The sequence below is a fragment of the Paenibacillus sp. FSL H3-0302 genome, assembly GCF_037982245.1.
Lineage (GTDB): Bacteria > Bacillota > Bacilli > Paenibacillales > Paenibacillaceae > Paenibacillus_AQ > Paenibacillus_AQ odorifer.
On record NZ_CP150284.1, the window covers coordinates 43,944 to 63,502 of the forward strand.

The 19,559-nt window shown below is 46.6% G+C and carries 20 protein-coding genes; 19 read left to right on the forward strand and 1 reads right to left on the reverse strand.

Annotated elements, in window-relative coordinates; genetic code table 11:
• The first annotated feature begins 12 nt into the window (after window positions 1-12).
• The 10 genes from rnmV to MHH50_RS00240 all read left to right on the forward strand — a co-directional run bounded on the left by rnmV (window position 13) and on the right by MHH50_RS00240 (window position 8,493).
• Window positions 13-564 carry a ribonuclease M5 gene (gene rnmV, locus MHH50_RS00195; protein ID WP_036678817.1) on the forward strand — a complete coding sequence of 184 codons (552 nt, stop codon included), beginning with the start codon at window positions 13-15 and terminating at the stop codon, window positions 562-564.
• The gene (gene rsmA, locus MHH50_RS00200) at window positions 561-1,445 is read left to right on the forward strand and encodes a 16S rRNA (adenine(1518)-N(6)/adenine(1519)-N(6))-dimethyltransferase RsmA (RefSeq protein ID WP_036678815.1); all 885 of its coding nucleotides are present in this window, start codon (window positions 561-563) and stop codon (window positions 1,443-1,445) included. The genes rnmV and rsmA overlap by 4 nt, the downstream gene beginning before the upstream one ends.
• Before the next feature lie 164 nt (window positions 1,446-1,609).
• Complete coding sequence (gene yabG / locus MHH50_RS00205; protein ID WP_036678813.1) at window positions 1,610-2,512, forward strand: sporulation peptidase YabG; 903 nt, start codon at window positions 1,610-1,612, stop codon at window positions 2,510-2,512.
• A 276-nt stretch (window positions 2,513-2,788) separates the two neighbouring features.
• Window positions 2,789-3,064 (forward strand): Veg family protein, encoded by a 276-nt coding sequence (locus tag MHH50_RS00210; RefSeq protein WP_019914493.1) that lies wholly within the window; start codon window positions 2,789-2,791, stop codon window positions 3,062-3,064.
• Window positions 3,065-3,207: 143 nt separating this feature from the next.
• Window positions 3,208-3,384 (forward strand): small, acid-soluble spore protein, alpha/beta type, encoded by a 177-nt coding sequence (locus MHH50_RS00215; protein WP_036678812.1) that lies wholly within the window; start codon window positions 3,208-3,210, stop codon window positions 3,382-3,384.
• A 140-nt stretch (window positions 3,385-3,524) separates the two neighbouring features.
• On the forward strand, window positions 3,525-4,379 hold the full coding sequence (gene ispE / locus MHH50_RS00220; protein WP_076138497.1) for a 4-(cytidine 5'-diphospho)-2-C-methyl-D-erythritol kinase: 855 nt from the start codon (window positions 3,525-3,527) through the stop codon (window positions 4,377-4,379).
• 75 nt (window positions 4,380-4,454) lie between these two features.
• Entirely contained in the window at window positions 4,455-5,282 is an 828-nt protein-coding gene (purR, locus tag MHH50_RS00225) for a pur operon repressor (RefSeq protein ID WP_036678807.1), read from the forward strand.
• Between the two features lie 209 nt (window positions 5,283-5,491).
• Entirely contained in the window at window positions 5,492-5,779 is a 288-nt protein-coding gene (gene spoVG / locus MHH50_RS00230; RefSeq protein ID WP_020425826.1) for a septation regulator SpoVG, read from the forward strand.
• A gap of 272 nt (window positions 5,780-6,051) precedes the next feature.
• Window positions 6,052-7,452: a bifunctional UDP-N-acetylglucosamine diphosphorylase/glucosamine-1-phosphate N-acetyltransferase GlmU gene (gene glmU, locus MHH50_RS00235; RefSeq protein ID WP_076138495.1), complete on the forward strand. Its 1,401-nt coding sequence runs from the start codon at window positions 6,052-6,054 to the stop codon at window positions 7,450-7,452.
• Window positions 7,453-7,539: 87 nt separating this feature from the next.
• Complete coding sequence (locus MHH50_RS00240) at window positions 7,540-8,493, forward strand: ribose-phosphate diphosphokinase (RefSeq protein WP_036678796.1); 954 nt, start codon at window positions 7,540-7,542, stop codon at window positions 8,491-8,493.
• A gap of 88 nt (window positions 8,494-8,581) precedes the next feature.
• On the opposite strand, the gene MHH50_RS00245 is transcribed toward MHH50_RS00240, so the two are convergent.
• Window positions 8,582-8,782: a hypothetical protein gene (locus MHH50_RS00245; protein ID WP_036678792.1), complete on the reverse strand. Its 201-nt coding sequence runs from the start codon at window positions 8,780-8,782 to the stop codon at window positions 8,582-8,584.
• A 125-nt stretch (window positions 8,783-8,907) separates the two neighbouring features.
• Here MHH50_RS00245 and pth point away from each other — a divergent pair, with 125 nt between their 5' ends.
• The 9 genes from pth to MHH50_RS00290 all read left to right on the forward strand — a co-directional run bounded on the left by pth (window position 8,908) and on the right by MHH50_RS00290 (window position 19,474).
• On the forward strand, window positions 8,908-9,468 hold the full coding sequence (gene pth / locus MHH50_RS00250) for an aminoacyl-tRNA hydrolase (RefSeq protein WP_076130069.1): 561 nt from the start codon (window positions 8,908-8,910) through the stop codon (window positions 9,466-9,468).
• An 84-nt stretch (window positions 9,469-9,552) separates the two neighbouring features.
• On the forward strand, window positions 9,553-9,783 hold the full coding sequence (locus tag MHH50_RS00255) for an anti-sigma-F factor Fin family protein (RefSeq protein ID WP_036678789.1): 231 nt from the start codon (window positions 9,553-9,555) through the stop codon (window positions 9,781-9,783).
• A gap of 131 nt (window positions 9,784-9,914) precedes the next feature.
• Window positions 9,915-13,439 carry a transcription-repair coupling factor gene (gene mfd / locus MHH50_RS00260; RefSeq protein ID WP_038568019.1) on the forward strand — a complete coding sequence of 1,175 codons (3,525 nt, stop codon included), beginning with the start codon at window positions 9,915-9,917 and terminating at the stop codon, window positions 13,437-13,439.
• A complete protein-coding gene (locus MHH50_RS00265; protein ID WP_076282728.1) occupies window positions 13,426-14,478 on the forward strand; it encodes a peptidylprolyl isomerase in 1,053 nt (350 codons plus the stop codon). The genes mfd and MHH50_RS00265 overlap by 14 nt, the downstream gene beginning before the upstream one ends.
• Before the next feature lie 255 nt (window positions 14,479-14,733).
• Complete coding sequence (spoVT, locus tag MHH50_RS00270; RefSeq protein ID WP_036678783.1) at window positions 14,734-15,276, forward strand: stage V sporulation protein T; 543 nt, start codon at window positions 14,734-14,736, stop codon at window positions 15,274-15,276.
• A gap of 148 nt (window positions 15,277-15,424) precedes the next feature.
• Window positions 15,425-17,107, forward strand: coding sequence for a polysaccharide biosynthesis protein (locus MHH50_RS00275; protein ID WP_076130071.1), 1,683 nt, complete (start codon window positions 15,425-15,427; stop codon window positions 17,105-17,107).
• A 27-nt stretch (window positions 17,108-17,134) separates the two neighbouring features.
• Entirely contained in the window at window positions 17,135-18,634 is a 1,500-nt protein-coding gene (gene mazG / locus MHH50_RS00280; protein ID WP_076307262.1) for a nucleoside triphosphate pyrophosphohydrolase, read from the forward strand.
• A gap of 289 nt (window positions 18,635-18,923) precedes the next feature.
• Window positions 18,924-19,196: an HU family DNA-binding protein gene (locus MHH50_RS00285; RefSeq protein ID WP_036678778.1), complete on the forward strand. Its 273-nt coding sequence runs from the start codon at window positions 18,924-18,926 to the stop codon at window positions 19,194-19,196.
• Window positions 19,196-19,474: an RNA-binding S4 domain-containing protein gene (locus tag MHH50_RS00290; RefSeq protein ID WP_076130073.1), complete on the forward strand. Its 279-nt coding sequence runs from the start codon at window positions 19,196-19,198 to the stop codon at window positions 19,472-19,474. The genes MHH50_RS00285 and MHH50_RS00290 overlap by 1 nt, the downstream gene beginning before the upstream one ends.
• Window positions 19,475-19,559 lie beyond the last annotated feature (85 nt).

Here is a 19,559-nt window from a genome sequence, read left to right on the forward strand (position 1 = left end):
GAGTCAAGAAATATGATTAAGGAATTAATCGTCGTTGAAGGCAAAAGCGATACCGTAGCCATTAAGCGTGCTGTAGAAGCGGATACCATTGAGACAGGCGGCTCTGCTGTAAACCGGACTGTAATTGCTAAGATCGCGCTTGCTATGGAACGTAGAGGGGTTATTATTCTTACGGACCCGGACCATGCTGGGGAGCGAATTCGTAAAATCGTTTCAGCGAAGGTGCCGGGCTGCAAGCATGCTTTTATTCCAGAGAAGGACGCAACTCGAAAAGGGGATATCGGTGTAGAGAATGCATCGCCAGAGGCGATTCGTCATGCGCTGCGTAATGTACATACCTCTTTTGAAGGAGCACCTGCTTTGATTGGTATTGATGATCTTATGGCGGCTGGAATGCTTGTACACCCTCGGGCTGCTGAAAGACGTATGGCACTTGGTAATTTGCTTGGAATCGGATATTGTAACGGCAAACAGCTGTACAAGCGGCTGGCGATGTTTGGGATTACGCGGGAGGAATTTGCCGGGGCTCTCGCCCAAATTGATCAGGGGGGCATTACTTCATGAGTGGTAGAGAGGAAATTTCGACTCCAAAACGGACCAAAGAGATTATTCAACGTTATGGATTCAAGTTCAAGAAAAGCCTGGGACAGAATTTTTTGATTGATCAAAATATTTTGGACAAGATTGTAGACGCTGCTGGACTAGATAGCGATTCTGGGGCGCTGGAGATCGGGCCGGGAATTGGAGCGCTGACGGAGCGTCTGGCACTAACAGCGGGTGCTGTAACTGCCGTAGAGATTGACCGTAGACTGATTCCAATATTAAAAGACGTACTTTCCCCCTATCCCCATGTTAAGGTTCGTAACGATGATGTCCTCAATGTGAACTTGCAGGAAATGTTCAAGGAAGATTTCACCACTGTGAACAAGGTCAGTGTGGTTGCTAACCTGCCTTATTATGTGACTACTCCGATTCTGATGAAGCTGCTCGAAGAGAAGCTTCCCCTTGATAACATCGTTGTAATGATTCAGAAGGAGGTTGCGGAGCGTATGGCTGCATCTCCAGGTGGAAAGGAATACGGAAGTCTTAGCATTGCCGTGCAGTACTACAGCGAGCCTGAGCTCGTCTGTATCGTGCCACGTACGGTATTCATCCCTCAACCTAATGTGGAGTCTGCTGTTATCCGTCTGAAGGTTAGAGAGCATCCTCCGGTAAAGGTGGAGAGTGAGAAGCATTTCTTTGAAGTGGTTCACGCTTCTTTCACACAGCGCCGCAAGACGATTGCTAACAATCTGAAGGCTCGCTACTTCCCTGAACAAGGACGTGAGCAGCTGGAGGCTTTACTCGCAGAAGCGGGTATTGAACCGACCCGTCGCGGAGAAACACTCAGTCTTGAAGAATACGCCCGCTTAAGCGGTGTTTTGCTAGCCGCTGGAATTGAATAAGCAATAGGAAACGGTTGTTGTCTTAAGGACGACAACCGTTTCTCGTAGAAATATAAGGATGTTATTCTGGTGGAGCATTATACATTCTTATATTTTAAAAATATGTTGAGTTATGAACCAACTGAGGCCTTTGCCCATACGATGGGGTAGAGGTGGTGGTTGTAATGAATTTAGGAGACTTGGTCGTTCGCAAATCTTATGGCGGTGATTTAACATTTCGTGTAGATAATATTGTGCAGGATAGAGCCGTCATTAAAGGCACAGATTTCCGCCTGTTGGCGGATTCTCCTCTGGATGACCTGGTTCAAGTGCCTCCTACCCGAATAACGGAACGGGGACAGCAAGCACAGATCAAAGCGAAGGAATCACTGACACAGCTGCGGAAGGACCGTCAGGAGCAAAGTCAGCGGAGCGGGGGAACCCTAACAGAGGGGACATGGGCTCCACCGTCCAAGGAAGCTCCTTATTTTGAAGTGCCAGGTAAAGTACTGCATCTGGATGGCGATCCGGCATATTTGAATAAGAGCCTTAGCTTATACGAGCAGCTGCGGATTCCCGCTGAAGGGCATCATGTTCATGAATCTGCAATGGCTGATACGTTATACCGGCTGTTGCCCCGTGTACGCCCAGATATTGTAGTGATCACTGGTCATGATGGGGTACTGAAGCAACAGCATACTTACGATCTGTATAGTCTGAATAGCTATAAAAATTCGCAAAACTTTATAGCTGCTATTAGGGTAGCTAGGGAGTATGAGCGGAATTTTGATGCGTTGACTATTGTTGCCGGTGCTTGTCAATCTCATTTCGAGGCCTTACTTGGAGCTGGAGCTAATTTTGCCAGTTCACCTGGTCGAATTTTGATCCATGCTCTGGATCCCGTGTATGTAGCAGCAAAATCATCCTTTACTTCCATCAGGGATACTGTAAATCTTAGCGATGTTCTGAATAATACCATCAGCGGTAATCAGGGTATTGGTGGTGTTGAGACCCGTGGCAGCTTCCGCATCGGAATGCCGCGACTGCAGAATCTGTCGGCGCTAAAAGTGACACCATCAGCCATTTAAGCGGCAGAGATAGGTCTATGGTGTCAGGAATATAGGTAATTTGAATGGGCTGAATAGAATATCCGAAAGAAAGGGTGAGCGCTGAGCTTAACCCTTTCTTTTTTTCTTTGTAATGCCTATATTACAGATAACAAGGATATTAGTCCGGCGCTGATTTCTCGCAAAAAAATTCCGTTGACAACGAAATATGCATCAACTATAATTAATTATTTATTTGCTTTGACATTGTCCTGAAAAAGTTGTATAATGGACAAGAAAAGAGGTGGTCGTCAGGTAATGGCTAATAACGCGCTGTTGGAAATCAAACGCAGTCTTGAAGCTCACGTCGGTCATAAGATCACATTGCGTGCAAACGGAGGTCGTCGTAAAACCGTTGAACGCACAGGTGTCCTGGAAGAAACGTACCCTTCTGTATTTATTGTCAAACTGGATCAGGAGCAGCAAACTTTTAAGCGAGTCTCCTATAGCTATGCCGATATACTTACTGAATCTGTGGAAATCACAGTTTGTGAAGACGATGGGCAGATGCGGATTATGTATATTAAAGCTTAATGTTTCACGAACAGTCTCCCTTGGAGGCTGTTTTTTGTTTGCGTTTTTTGGGACAAATATTTGGTGCATGATCCGTGTGCTAAGCAAGCATACTAATTGGGCAACGGGTTAATCATTTATTTTCATAAGGGAGGAATTCCGTAATGAGCCGCAGAAAACGAGGCATGATGTCGGAGGAACTGAAGACAGAGTTAGCCAAGGAGCTGGGTTTTTATGAAACCGTGGAACGTGAGGGCTGGGGTGGAATTACAACTCAAGACGCTGGCAACATGGTGAAAAAAGCGATACAGCTTGCTGAACAGGCTGCGCGGAAATCTTAAATTTTAGGCTATAAAGTGAATATTACTGAAAAAGGGTGCGTCTAAATGGCGACACCCTTTTATTATTGGACTTCATTAGAAGTTTCTCATATAATATGTTAAGTTGTTTTTACGGGAAAAGCTGAAGGTGGGTGAACGCCTTGAAAATGTATGAAAAGGCACCAGCTAAAATTAATTTGATGCTGGATGTGCTGCACAAACGTGCTGACGGTTTTCATGAGGTGGAAATGATTATGACCATGGTAGATTTAGCAGACCGCTTAGAGCTGTCTGAGCTGCCAAGGGATACTATTATAATATCAAGTCAGGCTGGTTATATTCCCCTGGACGAGAAAAATTTAGCTTTCCAGGCGGCAAGGCTTATTAAAGACCGTTATAACGTGAAGAGTGGGGTACATATCCATCTGGATAAAAGAATTCCGGTTGCGGCTGGCCTGGCTGGCGGCAGCAGTGATGCCGCAGCTACGCTACGCGGTCTAAACCGTCTGTGGCGTCTGGGTATTCCTGCACAGGAGCTACAGGAGCTTGGCGCTGAGCTGGGTTCTGATGTACCTTTCTGCGTCACAGGCGGCACAGCCTTGGCTACAGGACGAGGCGAAAAGCTGACACCAATCAATAACCCGCCACAATGCTGGGTTGTGTTGGCGAAACCACCGATCAATGTATCGACTGCAGAAGTGTATGGACGCGTTCGGAGCAATAATATAGCGGTTCATCCTTCTGCTCGAAAGATGCAGCAAGCGATAGAAGCTGGAGACTTTGGGGGCGTGTGCAACCATCTGGGCAACGTGCTTGAGGATGTTACCTTAAAGCTGCATCCAGAGGTTCAGCAGCTCAAGGAAGCGATGATAAAGCTTGGAGCAGATGGCGTACTGATGTCAGGCAGCGGACCTACCGTATTCGGATTAGTGTCCAAGCAGTCTAAAGTAGCAAGGATTTACAACGGACTGCGAGGGTTCTGCAAGGAAGTCTACGCAGTGAGATCACTGAATTAGTCTGCTTCTCTTGTGTAAACCCGTACAAAAGTGATATATTTTTCTAAAATATTCGGTTTTGGCGAGGAGCATTCCGTGAAGAAATTAAAAAGAAGCCAACGTTTGGTAGACATGACTCAGTTTTTACTTGAGCGGCCGCATGAACTACTGCCGCTGTCTATATTTGCCGATCGCTATGGAGCGGCTAAGTCCTCCATTAGTGAAGATTTGGCAATCATAAAAGAAGTATTTGAAGGTGAAGGCATCGGAGAGCTGCAGACTTTAGCTGGTGCAGCGGGTGGAGTACGTTATATCCCGGTTATGCCTAAAGATATGGCGCTTACCTTTGTGCAGCGCTTATGTGTGCAGCTAGAGCAGACTGACCGGATATTGCCTGGCGGTTATTTGTATATGTCGGATCTACTTGGGTTGCCGTCTTTGATGGAACAGGCGGGTAAGATCATCGCAACGGCCTTTTACGGATCGGAAATCGATGTGGTGATGACCGTTGAAACGAAAGGCATTCCACTAGCCTATGCAACAGCAGCACAGCTAGGCTTGCCGGTAGTGCTTGTGCGACGTGACCATCAGGTTACAGAGGGATCAGCAGTAAGTATTAACTACGTATCAGGATCTCATAAAAGCATACACACAATGTCTCTCTCCAGACGTGCACTCAAGGAGAAATCGCGAGTACTTATCGTAGATGACTTCATGAAGGCGGGAGGGACTGTACGTGGTATGGTCGATCTGCTCGGTGAATTTAATGCCGAGGTTGCAGGGGTAGGCGTTTTAGTGGAATCAGGCGCTGTAGAGACGGAAGAGCGTCTGTTGCACGATTACGTGTCCTTGGTAAAACTAAGTGAAGTAGACTCGAAAGAGCGGAGAATTTCGGCGCATCCGGGCAACTACTTTTCCTCTTGATTAGCCATTCTCTTACATTTTCAAAAAGCGTGGAAATTGTCGAAAACGTAAGGAATATTAAGAAAACTACTCGATGTATGTCGAAAACAACATATCCCAAAAAATATATTTCTTTTTTAGGTATTTTATGGAATCAAAAAGAAGGAATTCGCTTTGCTGTGTGGAATTATACACCAAGTCTCTGATGGAAAAAGGTGGTGAACACACACATGCAAATTACGGATGTCAGACTCCGCCGCGTTAACTCTGAGGGGAGAATGAAAGCAATCGCATCCATTACCATCGATAACGAGTTTGTTGTTCATGACATTCGCGTCATCGATGGCAATAATGGGATGTTTGTTGCAATGCCCAGCAAGCGTACACCGGACGGCGAATTCCGCGATATCGCGCACCCGATCTCTTCGGGAACACGCGAGAAGATTCAATCCGCGGTTCTGGCCGAGTACGATCGCGCCGCTACGGAAGAAGAAGAAGTTATTGAAGAGGGAGCTTAGGCTTCCTCGGAAGACGGCTACCTTTTGGGTGGCGTAGGATCCGCCGTTTTTGATAAGATCACACCGACATACACTTCATGAATTAGCAGCCTGATCTTGCAAGAAAAGCTATTGCTGGTGAAGGATTTGACGACATCTTCGAAAGGCAGCGATAAATGCTTTTCTAACTTGGGGTTTATAGAAAAGAGAACCATGACTTCATGGTTCTCTTTTCTTTTTGCCCGGAATGAGATATATTCAGTAGTGAGTTCAAGAGTAGGAGGTTGGCATTCTTGAAAAGAATGGCTGTAGTACTTGCCGCAGGTCAAGGCAAGCGAATGAAATCTAAATTATATAAGGTGCTGCACCCCGTTTGCGGTAAGCCGATGGTAGGGCACGTGCTTGATACAGTAAAAGCGACCGGATGCCAGCGCACCGTTGTTGTTGTTGGGCATGGCGCAGAGAAAGTTAAGGCCTATGTAGGTGAAGGCGCGGAATACGTGCTGCAGGAAACTCAGCTCGGCACTGGCCATGCTGTCAAACAAGCAAAGGATTTACTTGCTGGCGAAGAAGGAACAACTATAGTTATTTGTGGAGACACACCACTTGTTACCACGGAAACTCTAGAAGGACTCATGGCGCTTCATGAACAGCGTAATGCGGCTGCAACCGTATTGACAGCTGTTATGGAAAAGCCTACAGGCTACGGAAGAATTATTCGTGGTGAAGATGGCGGCGTTCTGAAGATTGTAGAGCAGAAGGATTGCACTACTGAAGAAGATGCCGTTCAAGAAATCAATACAGGCACTTATTGTTTTGATAATGCTAAATTATTTGCTGCACTCGAGAAGGTAACGAACAGTAATAACCAGCAGGAGTATTATTTGACTGATGTGATTGGGATTCTTCGTTCACAAGGGGATACCGTATTAGGATATCAGACCCATGACGCAGCTGAGTCTATCGGCGTTAATGATCGTTTAGCTTTGTCCGAAGCGGAAGCCTTTATGCGTCAACGTATTAATCGTAAACACATGCTGGGCGGTGTGACCATCATTGATCCAGCCTCCACTTATATCGGAGCAGATGTAGTTATCGGATCAGATACTACGCTTTATCCAGGAACCATCCTGAAAGGGAAGACTGTAATCGGGGACAATTGTGTGATCGGACCGGCTAGTGAAATCGAAGACTGTCAGATTATGGATGATGCAACGATTAAGCAGTCCGTATTGAATCAAGCTCAAGTCGGCGCACGGACAACCGTTGGGCCTTTTGCCTATTTGCGTCCAGGCTCTGTGCTTGGAGAAGAGGTTAAGGTTGGAGATTTCGTCGAAATCAAGAATGCTACGATTGGTGACGGTTCAAAAGTGTCACATCTTAGTTATGTCGGCGACGCATCTGTAGGTAAGAATGTAAACGTCGGGTGCGGTGCGATTACCGTTAACTACGACGGGTATAATAAATTCAAGACAACAATCGCAGACGATGCCTTTATTGGCAGTAATGTTAACCTTATTGCTCCAGTTACTGTGGGCAAAGGGGCTTTTGTTGTAGCAGGTTCGACAATTACACGTTCCGTTTCCGAGAACGATCTGGCTGTAGCTAGAGTAAGACAAGAGAACAAACCGGGATATGCAGAGAAGATCCGTTCCCGTGCAAAAGCGAAGAAAGACCACTCGAGTCCATCGTAAAGCGTTGCTAAGAAGCGCCGGACGGACTTATATTTCCGCGCCGGCGCCTTTGGAAAGCTAAATTCCGTCACGGAGGGTTTATATTTTATGACTTATTGTGATTCCAAGTTAAAGATTTTCACCTGTAACTCCAATCCTAAGCTAGCTAGTCAAATTGCTGATTACATCGGGATTCCGATGGGTGAATCACACACCACAAGTTTCAGCGATGGAGAAATTCAGGTCAAGCTGTCAGAAAGCGTTCGGGGATGCCATGTTTATATTGTTCAATCCACTTGTGGCCCTGTAAATGATAACCTGATGGAGCTTTTGGTTATGGTAGATGCGCTTAAACGTGCCTCCGCAAAAAGCATCAACGTGGTTATCCCTTACTACGGATATGCCCGTCAAGATCGTAAAGCCCGTTCCCGTGACCCCATTACCGCTAAGCTGGTAGCGAATCTAATTGAAAAGGCTGGCGCTCACCGTGTAATCACGATGGATCTTCATGCCATGCAGATTCAAGGATTCTTCGATATTCCAGTGGATCACTTGCTTGGTGTACCGATTCTGGCTCAGTATTTCCGTTCCAAGCAAATCGAGAACCCAGTTGTCGTATCGCCGGACCATGGCGGTGTAGTACGTGCAAGAAAGCTTGCTGATTTCCTGAACGCTCCACTGGCTATTATAGACAAGCGTCGTCCAGAACCTAACGTCAGCGAAGTTATGAACATCATCGGTAATATCGAAGGCAAAACAGCCATCCTGATCGATGATATCATCGATACCGCTGGAACGATCGTACTTGGTGCTAATGCTTTGATGGAAGGCGGCGTGAAGGAAGTATACGCATGCTGTACACACCCAGTATTGTCTGGTCCTGCACACGAGCGTCTGGAGAATTCTCCAATCAAAGAAATTATCGTGACGGATACCATTCCAATTCGCAGCGCGAATCCAACCTCTAAGCTCAAGGTGTTGTCCGTGGCTCCACTTATGGGTGAGGCAATTATCCGCGTTCATGAAGAGTTGTCGATTAGTAAATTGTTCGAGATTGAATAAATATAACGAATGAATAGTACAAAAGGGTTACACCTCCGTTCTCGGAGATGTAACCCTTATCGGCGTGCTACAGGTAGAACTACTGGATTTAATATCCGGGACGGGAGACAAAGGTGAATAAACTGCGGTTATAGAGTGTCCCTTGTAGCTCCACGAAAGCTTCGTCTACCGCTGTTAATACACCGATATCAATATGCACGTCGCCCTTGTATATTTCCACGGGCACTGCATATTGGATGTGGTACTGAAAATGGCGTTGATGTGTCAATAATTCGCCTTTGTGCGGCATGGGTTATCACCTGTCTTCGGAGTATAATTTCGCTCTGGTTGCACAGAGATATGTAGATTAGATCTATTGTACCAAAAACGGACTCCTCTTGCCGGAGAGCCCGAACGGAAAGGAAAGGTTCGATAATGAAATGGATTGTCGGATTGGGAAATCCCGGAACACAGTACGCGAAAACAAGGCATAATGTTGGCTTTATGGCTTTGGATGAGCTTGCTGCCCAGAACGGAATTGCCTTCAACCAGAGCAAATGTAAATCCGTCATCGGTGAAGGGGTCATTGGTGGCGTCAAAACCGTATTGATTAAGCCCATGACCTTTATGAACTTATCCGGTGAGGCCGTTCGCGCTTATATGGATTATTACAAAGTTCAACTTGAAGATATGATCGTCGTTTATGATGATTTGGATACAGAAATCGGAAAAGTTCGCTTGCGTTATCAAGGAAGCGCTGGTGGACATAATGGAATTAAATCCATCATACAGCATGTAGGGACACAGAATTTCAATCGGGTACGAATGGGTATTTCTCGTCCTGAGCCAGGTTTTGCTATTGTCGATTATGTTCTTTCTACTTTTCCTAAGAAGGAAAGCGATCCGCTTAAGCAAATGATCCTTAATACTTGTGATGCACTGGAATACAGCTTACAGCATTCATTCGAGCAGACAATGGCTAAGTTCAATGGTTAATCTGTAAACCCTGTTGTTTTTAAGGCTAAAGATGAAGCTGCCCGGACATACTGAAGGTATATAGTACCTTCAGGAGGCATATAGATGGCAATAAACTATGTTTGTAGGCACTGTAAGACATCTCTAGGCAGTATTAATAGAAGTGATGTTACAGAAATGCAGTTGGGCCTTCATTCCTTGACCCCTGCGGAGCGCAGAGATATAATAGCGTATAATTCAGAAGGTGAAATCACGGTAAAGGTTACTTGCGACTATTGCAAGGAGGCTTTAGAGAACAATCCGGAGCTTAGCCTGCTGACAAGTCCGCTTCAGTAAGGTGGAAGCGCCTGTCTCTATCGTCATCCGCAAGCCTTGGCGTTACAGCTGAGGCTTCTTTTCGATTCCAATCATAATAGGTGACGGTGGCTATGCCACCGTTAGCCTGTTTAGTAAGAGAGGTGCGCCTGTTGTTACAAGGTCTTATAGAAGCTTTTTCCAAGGATCCCGATTTCCAGTCTATCACCCATGGTGTTGCTGCAGGTATGAAAGAGCAGCTCATATCGGGGCTTACAGGTTCTGCTAGACAGATTATGCTTGCAGCATTACATGAAGAGACAACTCGTCCCTTACTTGTAGTGACTCATAATATGTTTTCGGCCCAGAAGATGGCCGATGATTTGCAGGAAGCGCTTTCTCCTGACCGGGTTCTGCTCTATCCCGCCAATGAACTAGTGGCTGCAGAAGCGGCTGTATCAAGCCCAGAGACATTGGCTCAGCGTATAGATGTGCTGACCAAATGTGCTCAGGGCTTCCGTGGTATTGTTGTAGTTCCTTACTCAGGAGTGCGTAGATTGCTGCCAGCCCCAGAGGTTATGGCAGAGGCACAAGTCACCGTTTCCCAAGATGGAACGCTTGCTCTGGATGAATTTTTGATGTCCATGATTGAAATGGGCTATGAAAGAGTAGAGCGGGTTGAGAATCGTGGTGAACTGAGCGTACGGGGTGGAATAATTGATTTTTATCCAATGACATCTCCTTTGGCTTATCGGGTTGAGTTATTTGACGATGAGGTTGATTCCATAAGAACTTTTGATCCAGTGGATCAGCGATCTATTGATAAGGTACGTAGTGTGAAGATTACACCGGCCAAAGAGATTATAGCTAGTAGATTGCGCCAGGAATCTGCTTCTGCTGAAGCCTCAGCTATGATGGAGCGACAGTTGGAGAAGATGGCGGATCGCCAGGCGAAGCTCAGGCTGCGGGAAGAAATTGGCCGTGAGCTGGAAATGCTGCGGGAAGGTACTTATTTCCCGGAGATCTATAAATATATCAGTCTTTTATATCCTGAACGCTCTCATTTATTTGATTACATGGCCCAGGATACCATTCTTATTCTAGATGAGCCGACAAGACTGCTCGAAACGGCGAGACAGCTTGAACGGGATGAATCGGAATGGAATCTGCATTTGCTGCAAAACGGCAAATCATTGCCGGATCTAGATCTCTCTGTCGATACGGATGTTGTTATGTATCAGCGCCCGTTCCAAAGCCTGTTTATGTCAATCTTTTTACGTCAGGTTCCGCATATTCAGCCTCAGAACATTCTTGGGTTTATCAGTCGTGGAATGCAGGATTTCCATGGCCAGATGAATGTGCTGAAATCGGAAATGGAGCGTTGGCAGAAGTCCGGTGTTAAGGTAATGATGCTTGCGAGCAGTGAGGAACGGATTGAACGAGTGCGCAGAGTTCTTTATGATTACGGCATTAACGAGCCGATGATTGTACAAGGAAATCTGGGTTCTGGTTTTGAGCTGCCCTCTATTCATCTAGCTGTTATAACTGAGGGAGAAATGTTCTCTCAGAAGCAGCGGAAGGCACGGAAGATCTCCAAAGGAATAGATAATGCAGAACGGATCAAGAGTTACACAGAGCTGAAAATCGGTGATTATGTCGTCCATCAGAACCATGGTATCGGAAAATATATGGGAATCGGCACGCTTGAGGTCAGCGGTATTCACCGTGATTACATGCATATTCTGTATGCTGGCGGCGATAAGCTCTCAGTTCCGATTGAGCAGATTGACCTGATTCAGAAATATGTCGGTTCCGAAGATAAAGAGCCGAAAGTATATAAGCTAGGCGGCAACGAATGGACACGAGTGACCAATAAGGTTCGTTCCTCCGTTCAGAATATTGCTGATGATTTGATAAAGCTATATGCTGAGCGCCAAAGTGCCGCAGGATATGGTTTTGAAAAGGATACACAGGAACAGCATGAATTTGAAGAAATGTTCCCTTACGAGGAGACCCGAGATCAGCTTCGGGCTATCGAAGAGATTAAGAAGGATATGGAACAAAACCGGCCAATGGACCGATTGCTTTGCGGTGATGTTGGGTATGGTAAGACTGAAGTGGCTATTCGGGCGGCTTTTAAATCAGCGATTGAAGGTAAACAGGTGGCGGTGCTAGTCCCGACAACGATTTTGGCTCAGCAGCATTATGAGACCTTCCGGGAACGTTTCGCTAATTACCCGCTTAATATTCAGGTCTTAAGTCGTTTCCGCAGCCGTAAAGAGCAGAACGAGACGATTAAAGGCGTTAGGGCAGGAACTGTCGACGTAGTTATCGGTACACATCGTCTGTTATCTCAGGACCTTGTATTCAAGGATCTGGGGTTATTAATTGTGGATGAAGAACAGCGTTTCGGCGTGACTCATAAAGAAAAGCTGAAAAAACTGAAAACGAATGTAGACGTTCTTACGCTGACTGCAACTCCAATTCCTCGTACGCTACATATGTCGATGCTCGGAGTGCGGGATTTGTCTGTCATTGAGACCCCGCCAGAGAACAGATTCCCTGTACAGACGTATGTAGTGGAGCATAGCCAGACCCTTACGCGGGAAGCTGTAGAGCGGGAATTAGCTCGTGGTGGTCAAGTCTATTATCTCTATAATCGTGTGCAGGGCATTCAAGAAATGGCCGCTCAAATCTCTATGCTTGTTCCTGAGGCTAGAGTTGGCATCGGACATGGTCAAATGTCGGAATCTGAGCTGGAGAAGACCATTCTCGATTTCCTTGACGGAGAATACGATGTGCTCGTCAGCACAAGTATTATTGAGACGGGCGTAGATATTCCGAACGTTAATACACTTATTGTGCATGATGCGGATAAAATGGGCTTGTCTCAGCTCTATCAGCTGCGTGGACGTGTAGGCCGGTCCAATCGGATCGCTTACGCTTATTTCACGTATCAACGGGACAAGGTTCTGACAGAGGTTGCAGAGAAACGTCTGCAGTCTATTAAGGAATTTACGGAGCTGGGCTCTGGTTTCAAAATAGCGATGCGAGATCTGTCTATTCGCGGTGCAGGTAACTTGCTGGGTGCAGAGCAGCATGGCTTTATCGCATCCGTGGGGTTTGATCTGTACTCACAAATGCTGGCGGAGGAAATTCGTAAGCGTAAGGTTACTGTGCTTGGGGAGGAAGACACATCCCTGAAAGAAGGCAATACAGTCATTGATTTGTCGATTGACGCGTATCTGCCGTCAGAGTATATTTACGACAGTATCCAAAAAATTGAAATTTATAAAAAAGTGGCGGCAGTAACCTCCTTTGATGATGCTTCCGAGCTTGAAGATGAGCTCTTGGATCGGTTCGGTGAGTTACCTGAAGCCGTGGTAAATCTACTATCGGTCGCTCGTCTGAAAGTGTATGGAAAAATGTATGGCATTGATTCCATGATTAGACGCGGAGATGATGTTACCTTGAATTTCTATGAGGGAAGTCTCGGCGCTTTAGACACAGCGAAACTCGCCAAAGTTGGAAATAGCTTCGAAAGACGTGTACAATTTGATAGGGATGCGAAAGCCAGTATCCGGGTCAAATCGAAAGATTTAAGTGATAAACAGCTGCTTGACTTGCTTGAACAGTTTCTTAAGGAAGCTAAACAGTCTTTTAAATCGAAGGGAGAACTACACAATGTCGTTAAATAAAACAAAATCATGGAAAGTGCTGCTCGTTTCATTGGCAGCGGCAGTTTCCTTTTCTATGCTAGCAGCATGTGGAAATAGTGCGGATGATAATCAAGCTGTGGCCACTTATAAAGGTGGAACGATTACACAAAAGGAATTTGCAATGGATCAGAAAATCATGAAATTTCTCTCTCCACAACAAGCGCAATATTTAGAAATCGATGCGTTTAAGGAGTCCATTCTGAAGCAAGAAGTGGGCTTTGAATATTTGGCTTCCCAAGCAACGGATGAAGCGAAAAAGCAAGCGGAGAAAGAAGCCGATACTCAAATCGCAAGCATTAAGGAACAGTTGGGCGATACCTATAAGAAGACATTGAAAGATGCTGACGTTACAGAGAAAGATATTCGTACTTATATGGAGCGTGTGCTGACAGTTTATCAGGATATGCTGCTTAAAGTGACTGATGATGAAGTTGTCAAAGAATTCGAAGCGACTAAAGGCGACTTTACGGTTGCCACACTGCGTCATGTGCTAATTGGTCTGACAGATGCAGACAACAAAGAGCGTACCAGCGAAGAAGCGCTTAAAATAGCGAAAGAAGTTAAGGCGAAGCTGGATGGCGGTGCTGATTTCGCAGCCATCGCTAAGGAATATTCTGACGATACTGGCTCTAAAGAGGCAGGCGGAGAATATAAAGATAAAGCTGTAGGCACTTATGTGGAGGAGTTTAAGAAGGCTGCTCAGACCTTGCCTCTAAATACCATCAGTGATCCTGTAGAAACTTCTTACGGTTACCACATCATCAAGGTGGAGTCCCGTACAGACAAGACTTTTGACCAGTTAACGGATGAGCAAAAAGAAGGCATTAAGAGCTCAATTGTATCCAAGAACCTAGAAACGTTCATGGAAAAGGATCTGGAAGCCATTATTGAGAACATCAATCTGCCAAAAAGCTCTGCTGCCGCAGATGAAACCGGAACAAATAGTGGAACAGAAGCCACTACAGCTCCAAGCGCATCCCCAAGTGCTTCTCCAAGTGCTACAGATGCCGCTGAATAAACATGGGTAAATATGGACAAGCTTACCTTAGAAAAGCCATCTTCACTTAAAGTGAAGATGGCTTTTTATTTCGCAGAAACGGTTGTAGAACTACCTTTATCTTGATGCAGATATTAATACATGTCAGCTTATGTATAAGGATCTGGGAAGAGATGAATACTATGGTCAGATATTACGATAAATCACTGGGATTATCCTTTCCCATAATGGACAGTAGTAAGACCATACTTCTTAAGAAAGCGGGGCACATGTGAAATGAAAGCTACTGGAATTGTTCGCCGTATTGATGACCTCGGACGCGTGGTTATTCCCAAAGAAATTAGACGTACTCTTCGTATTAGAGAAGGAGACCCACTGGAAATATTCGTCGATCGGGACGGTGAAGTCATTCTCAAGAAATATTCTCCGATTGGTGAGTTGGGTGACTTTGCAAAAGAGTACGCGGAGTCATTGTTCGAAGGTACTGGACACATTACGATGATTGCTGATCGTGACACCTTCATTGCCCTTGCAGGCGGCTCCAAAAAAGATTATTTGGAGAAACAGGTAGGAGTGCTGCTGGAGAAAGTCATGGACAGCCGTAAGACTGTGTTAGAAACCAATGAAGGCAGTTATGAAATTGCTAAAGATCATCCGGATTTGGTGTCCTCATATGTAGCCTCACCGATCATTTCCGGTGGAGATCCTATTGGTTGTGTAGTGATGGTGAGCAAGGATGATTCGGCGAAGATGGCGCAAATGGAAATAAAAATGGCCGAAACGGCTGCCGCTTTCCTGGGCAAACAAATGGAGCAGTAATCTTAATTTAGACCCCGCTTTCCTTTTGGTAAGATATACAAAGGGCAAACGGGGTTTTGTCGTTTACACAAAACCGTTTCTACTTGTGGGCATACATACGTTATAATATAGAAATTCATCCCATCAAAGTTGTAGAAGCAGGTATTATATGAAATCTAATACACAAACATCACGATTGCTGCAAGGCGCATTTATCCTTAGTGCCGCGGCCATTATCTCAAAGCTTATTGGCACACTTCAAAAAATTCCGCTGCAAAATCTAGGCGGAGATGCTGTATTTGGTATATACAACACAGTGTATCCCTTGTATACAATGCTGTTAACGGTAGCTATGCTAGGTCTGCCTGCGGCGATCTCCAAATTTGTCGCCGAAGCTTCGGCTGGGAGACGCGATGAAGAAGGCCGCCGGATTCTACTATTATCCGCGCTAATTACAGGCATCAGCGGCTTGATTATCGGCGCCATCACCTATGCAGGTGCACCCATCATTGCCGAATGGGTAGGTAACTCACATGTAATGCCTGCCTTGCGGACAAGCGCCTGGGGTCTGGCTGTTGTCCCTGTCATGTCAGCCATACGCGGGTACTTTCAGGGGCTGCATAATATGGTTCCTACAGCCGTGTCACAGATTGTAGAGCAGTCTGTACGGGTTACAGTGATGATTATTCTTCTGTTATATCTCACTTCGCAGGGAGCAGGAGCCGAGAGTATCGCTGCTGGCGCGCTGCTTGGTTCTGCCGGAGGGGGAGCCGCAGGGCTTGTAATTATGCTGCTGTACTTGAGACGTCACCGCCGGAGGGTAAAACAGGAAGCTGCTGCTGAAGTAGCTGCTGCTGTCGAAAGTCAGCGTGTAAGAGCGCTGGATGCAGGACATGGACTAGGTTCCAAACAAGGGTTTATGGGCATTAAAGCAGGTACACTGCTGGCTTATGGAATTCCCGTAATGCTAGGTGCACTGGCTATGCCTCTTATCGGTCTTGTAGATGTATTCACTGTGCCTCGACTGCTGTCGTCTGACGGAAGTGAAGTAGCTGCGATGGCCCAGTTTGGTGTGTACAATCGGGGTTTGCCACTTGTGCAGATTATAACGATGATTGCCACCTCACTGTCTGTTGTGTTCATTCCAGCTTTGGCGGAAGCGAAGTACAAGGGAGATATGAAGCTGATTGAGACCCGCTGCAGCTTGTCGCTGCGTTGGTTCTGGCTGTTAGGTCTAGCGGCCTCAGCGGGCCTTGCAGTGCTTGCTGAGCCGATTAATATGGCTCTTTACGGCGATACCGCTGGCAGCAGCACAATGACTTGGCTGGCTTTTACCGCTGTTGGCGGTACAGTCAGCATCATCTCTGCTGCGCTCCTGCAGGGCCTCGGCTACGTGCGCGCCCCGGCCCTGCACCTTTTGGCCGCCGCGCTGCTCAAGGCGGCCCTGAACCTGCTGCTGGTTCCGCAGCAGGGCATTACCGGCGCGGCCATCGCTGGCGTGGCCGCGCATTCGTTCGCAGCAGCGCTTAACGTGCTGCTGCTGTACCGCCAGGGCCATCTGCGGCTTCGCCTCGCAGATGCCCTGGCACGGCCCGCGCTGCTCACAGCGGGCCTGGCTCTCGCCGCCGCAGCTGCCAGCTGGGGCACTGGCGCCGCGGCTACGGCCGCTGGCATCGGCGGCGGACGCACCGCCAGCTTGGCGCAGAGCCTGCTCGGGGTGCTCGCAGGCTGCGTTGTCTTTGCCGTAGGTGCGGTGGTGCTGCGGCTGCTCAGCGAAAGCGAGCTTCGCCAGCTTCCGGGCATCGGCCCGTCTCTGGCGGACAAGTTCAAAAAGCTGCGTTTATTTCCATAATTAACCCGCTTAAAAGGAGGAACAGATATGAGTGCAACATTAACAGTTGTTGGTCTCGGGTCAGGTAATCCCGATCGGCTGACACTAGGAATTATAAAAAAACTGAAGGCAGCATCCGTTGTCTACGTTCGTACCCAAGAGCATCCAGTTATGGCTGCTCTCAACGAGCTTGAAATCGCCACGCAATCCTTTGATGGACTGTATGAAACATTAGCTTCGTTTCCTGAGGTCTATGCTGCAATTACTTCAAAATTGATTGAAGAGGCTCGCTCCGCCGCAGACGGTACAGATATTGTCTATGCGGTTCCGGGGCACCCCATGGTTGCAGAGTCAGCTGTTTCACAGCTGCGTCAGCGTTGCCCGGAAGAAGGAATAGAACTGCAAATATTAGGCGGGGAGAGTTTTCTGGACGAGGCGTTTGTGCGACTGGGGTTCGACCCTATTGAAGGCTTCCAGTTATTAGATGCTTCAGGCATTCGCAGCGCTCAGCTTCAACCTGAATTGCATACTCTGATTGGCCAGGTTTATGACAGCTTTACAGCTTCGGAGACAAAGTTATGTCTGATGGAGCTGTATCCGCCCGAATATGAAGTGGTGGTGGGTCATGCCCTTGGCGTGGAGAACGAAGAAAACATTGTGACTGTTCCTCTATACGAATTGGATCGGCTTGAGGGTTATGGTAATTTGTCTCTGGTCTATGTACCTGCGAATCGTGAGGAGAAGCTAAGAAATCGTACTTTCGCTCGCTTGCATGAGATTGTCGATATTTTGCGTAGTCCGGACGGTTGTCCGTGGGATCGGGAGCAGACTCATGAATCTTTGCGTAAAAATCTAATCGAAGAAACCTACGAAGTGCTTGAGACGATTGATGAGGATGACCCAGACCATATGAAAGAGGAGCTGGGCGATCTTTTGCTGCAGATCATGCTGCACTCCCAAATGGAAGAGGAGCTGGGCACGTTTGACGTATTTGACGTCATAGAAGGACTGAATGATAAGCTTATCTTCCGCCATCCCCATGTATTTGGTGACAAGAATGCGAATGATGCTGAAGAAGCTCTGATCAATTGGGAGGGCATGAAGGCAGAGGAGAAGCGGCGTAAAGGCGTGAAGCCAGAGGAATTATCCGCCCTCAGTGGGGTTCCGCGTGATTTGCCCGCTCTTATGAAGGCGTACAAGCTTCAGAAAAAAGCATCCAAGGTGGGCTTTGATTGGGACAACGCTACGGATTGCTTAGCTAAGGTTCGTGAAGAAATAGAAGAGCTGCAAGAAGCCATCGATACTGATGCAGCCGCCGAGGATCAAATTCTGGAGCTGGGCGACCTGTTATTTGCTGTTACCAATGTTGCCCGATTTATTGGCGCAGATCCGGAAGAAGCTTTAACCCGGACCAACCGCAAATTTGTGCGTCGGTTTCAGTATATCGAGCAAAGTCTGCGAGCCAAGGGTATGAGTGTAGAAGATAGTAGCTTGGAAGAGATGGAAGAGTTGTGGCAGGAGGCAAAGACTGAGGAACGAAAAGTATAGTAATTTTCTCAGACTATGTACGGTATACGGACCTTAAGATGAGGCAATGCTGTGAAAGTAGCATTCATCTCTGATTTAGATTATGGCGAGTAGTTTAATAGTGCTATAGAATAGATTCTGCGACGATTTCTGAGAAATAACTGTTTCTTTTTTTAAAAAACGACGATTCGTGGCAGGATTTTAAGATGACATCAAGAATATCATAAAGACGAAATGACGACTTGCCCCATAATATGGCGGTGAATCTCGTTTCATTTATTTTTTCGTATCCTAGGAGGAACTTTAAATTATGAACAAGACAGATCTGGTAAACAACATTTCCGAGAAAAACGGATTGGCAAAAAAAGATGTAGAAGCAGTATTGAACGGATTCTTGGGTGAGATCACAGAAGCTTTGGCAAAAGGCGATAAAGTTCAACTGATCGGTTTCGGTACATTCGAAACTCGTAAACGTGCAGGACGTACTGGTCGCAACCCGCAAACGGGCACAACGATTGAAATTCCAGAATCAACTGTACCGGCATTTAAAGCTGGTAACAAGCTTAAAGAAGCCGTTAACTAATGCGTCTTGACAAATTCCTGAAAGTGTCCCGATTAATCAAGCGCCGTACAGTGGCCAAGGATGTGTCCGAACAAGGCCGGGTGCTGATTAACGGGCGGGAATCTAAGCCAAGTAGTGCAGTTAAGATCGGTGACGAGATTACTGTGCAATTTGGACAAAAGCTTGTAACGGTCAAAGTCGAAAAGCTAGTCGAAACGACACGCAAGGACGAAGCCGCTGGTATGTATACTCTACTTCGGGAAGAGCCTGTTGCCAAAAGCACCGGCTTGGACTGGTAGGAGTAACATAGTTAATAGTAAAAAAGAAGGCACAACTTTACATATTGTAGAGTTGTGCCTTCTTTTTTCTTTTTTTATCTCTCTT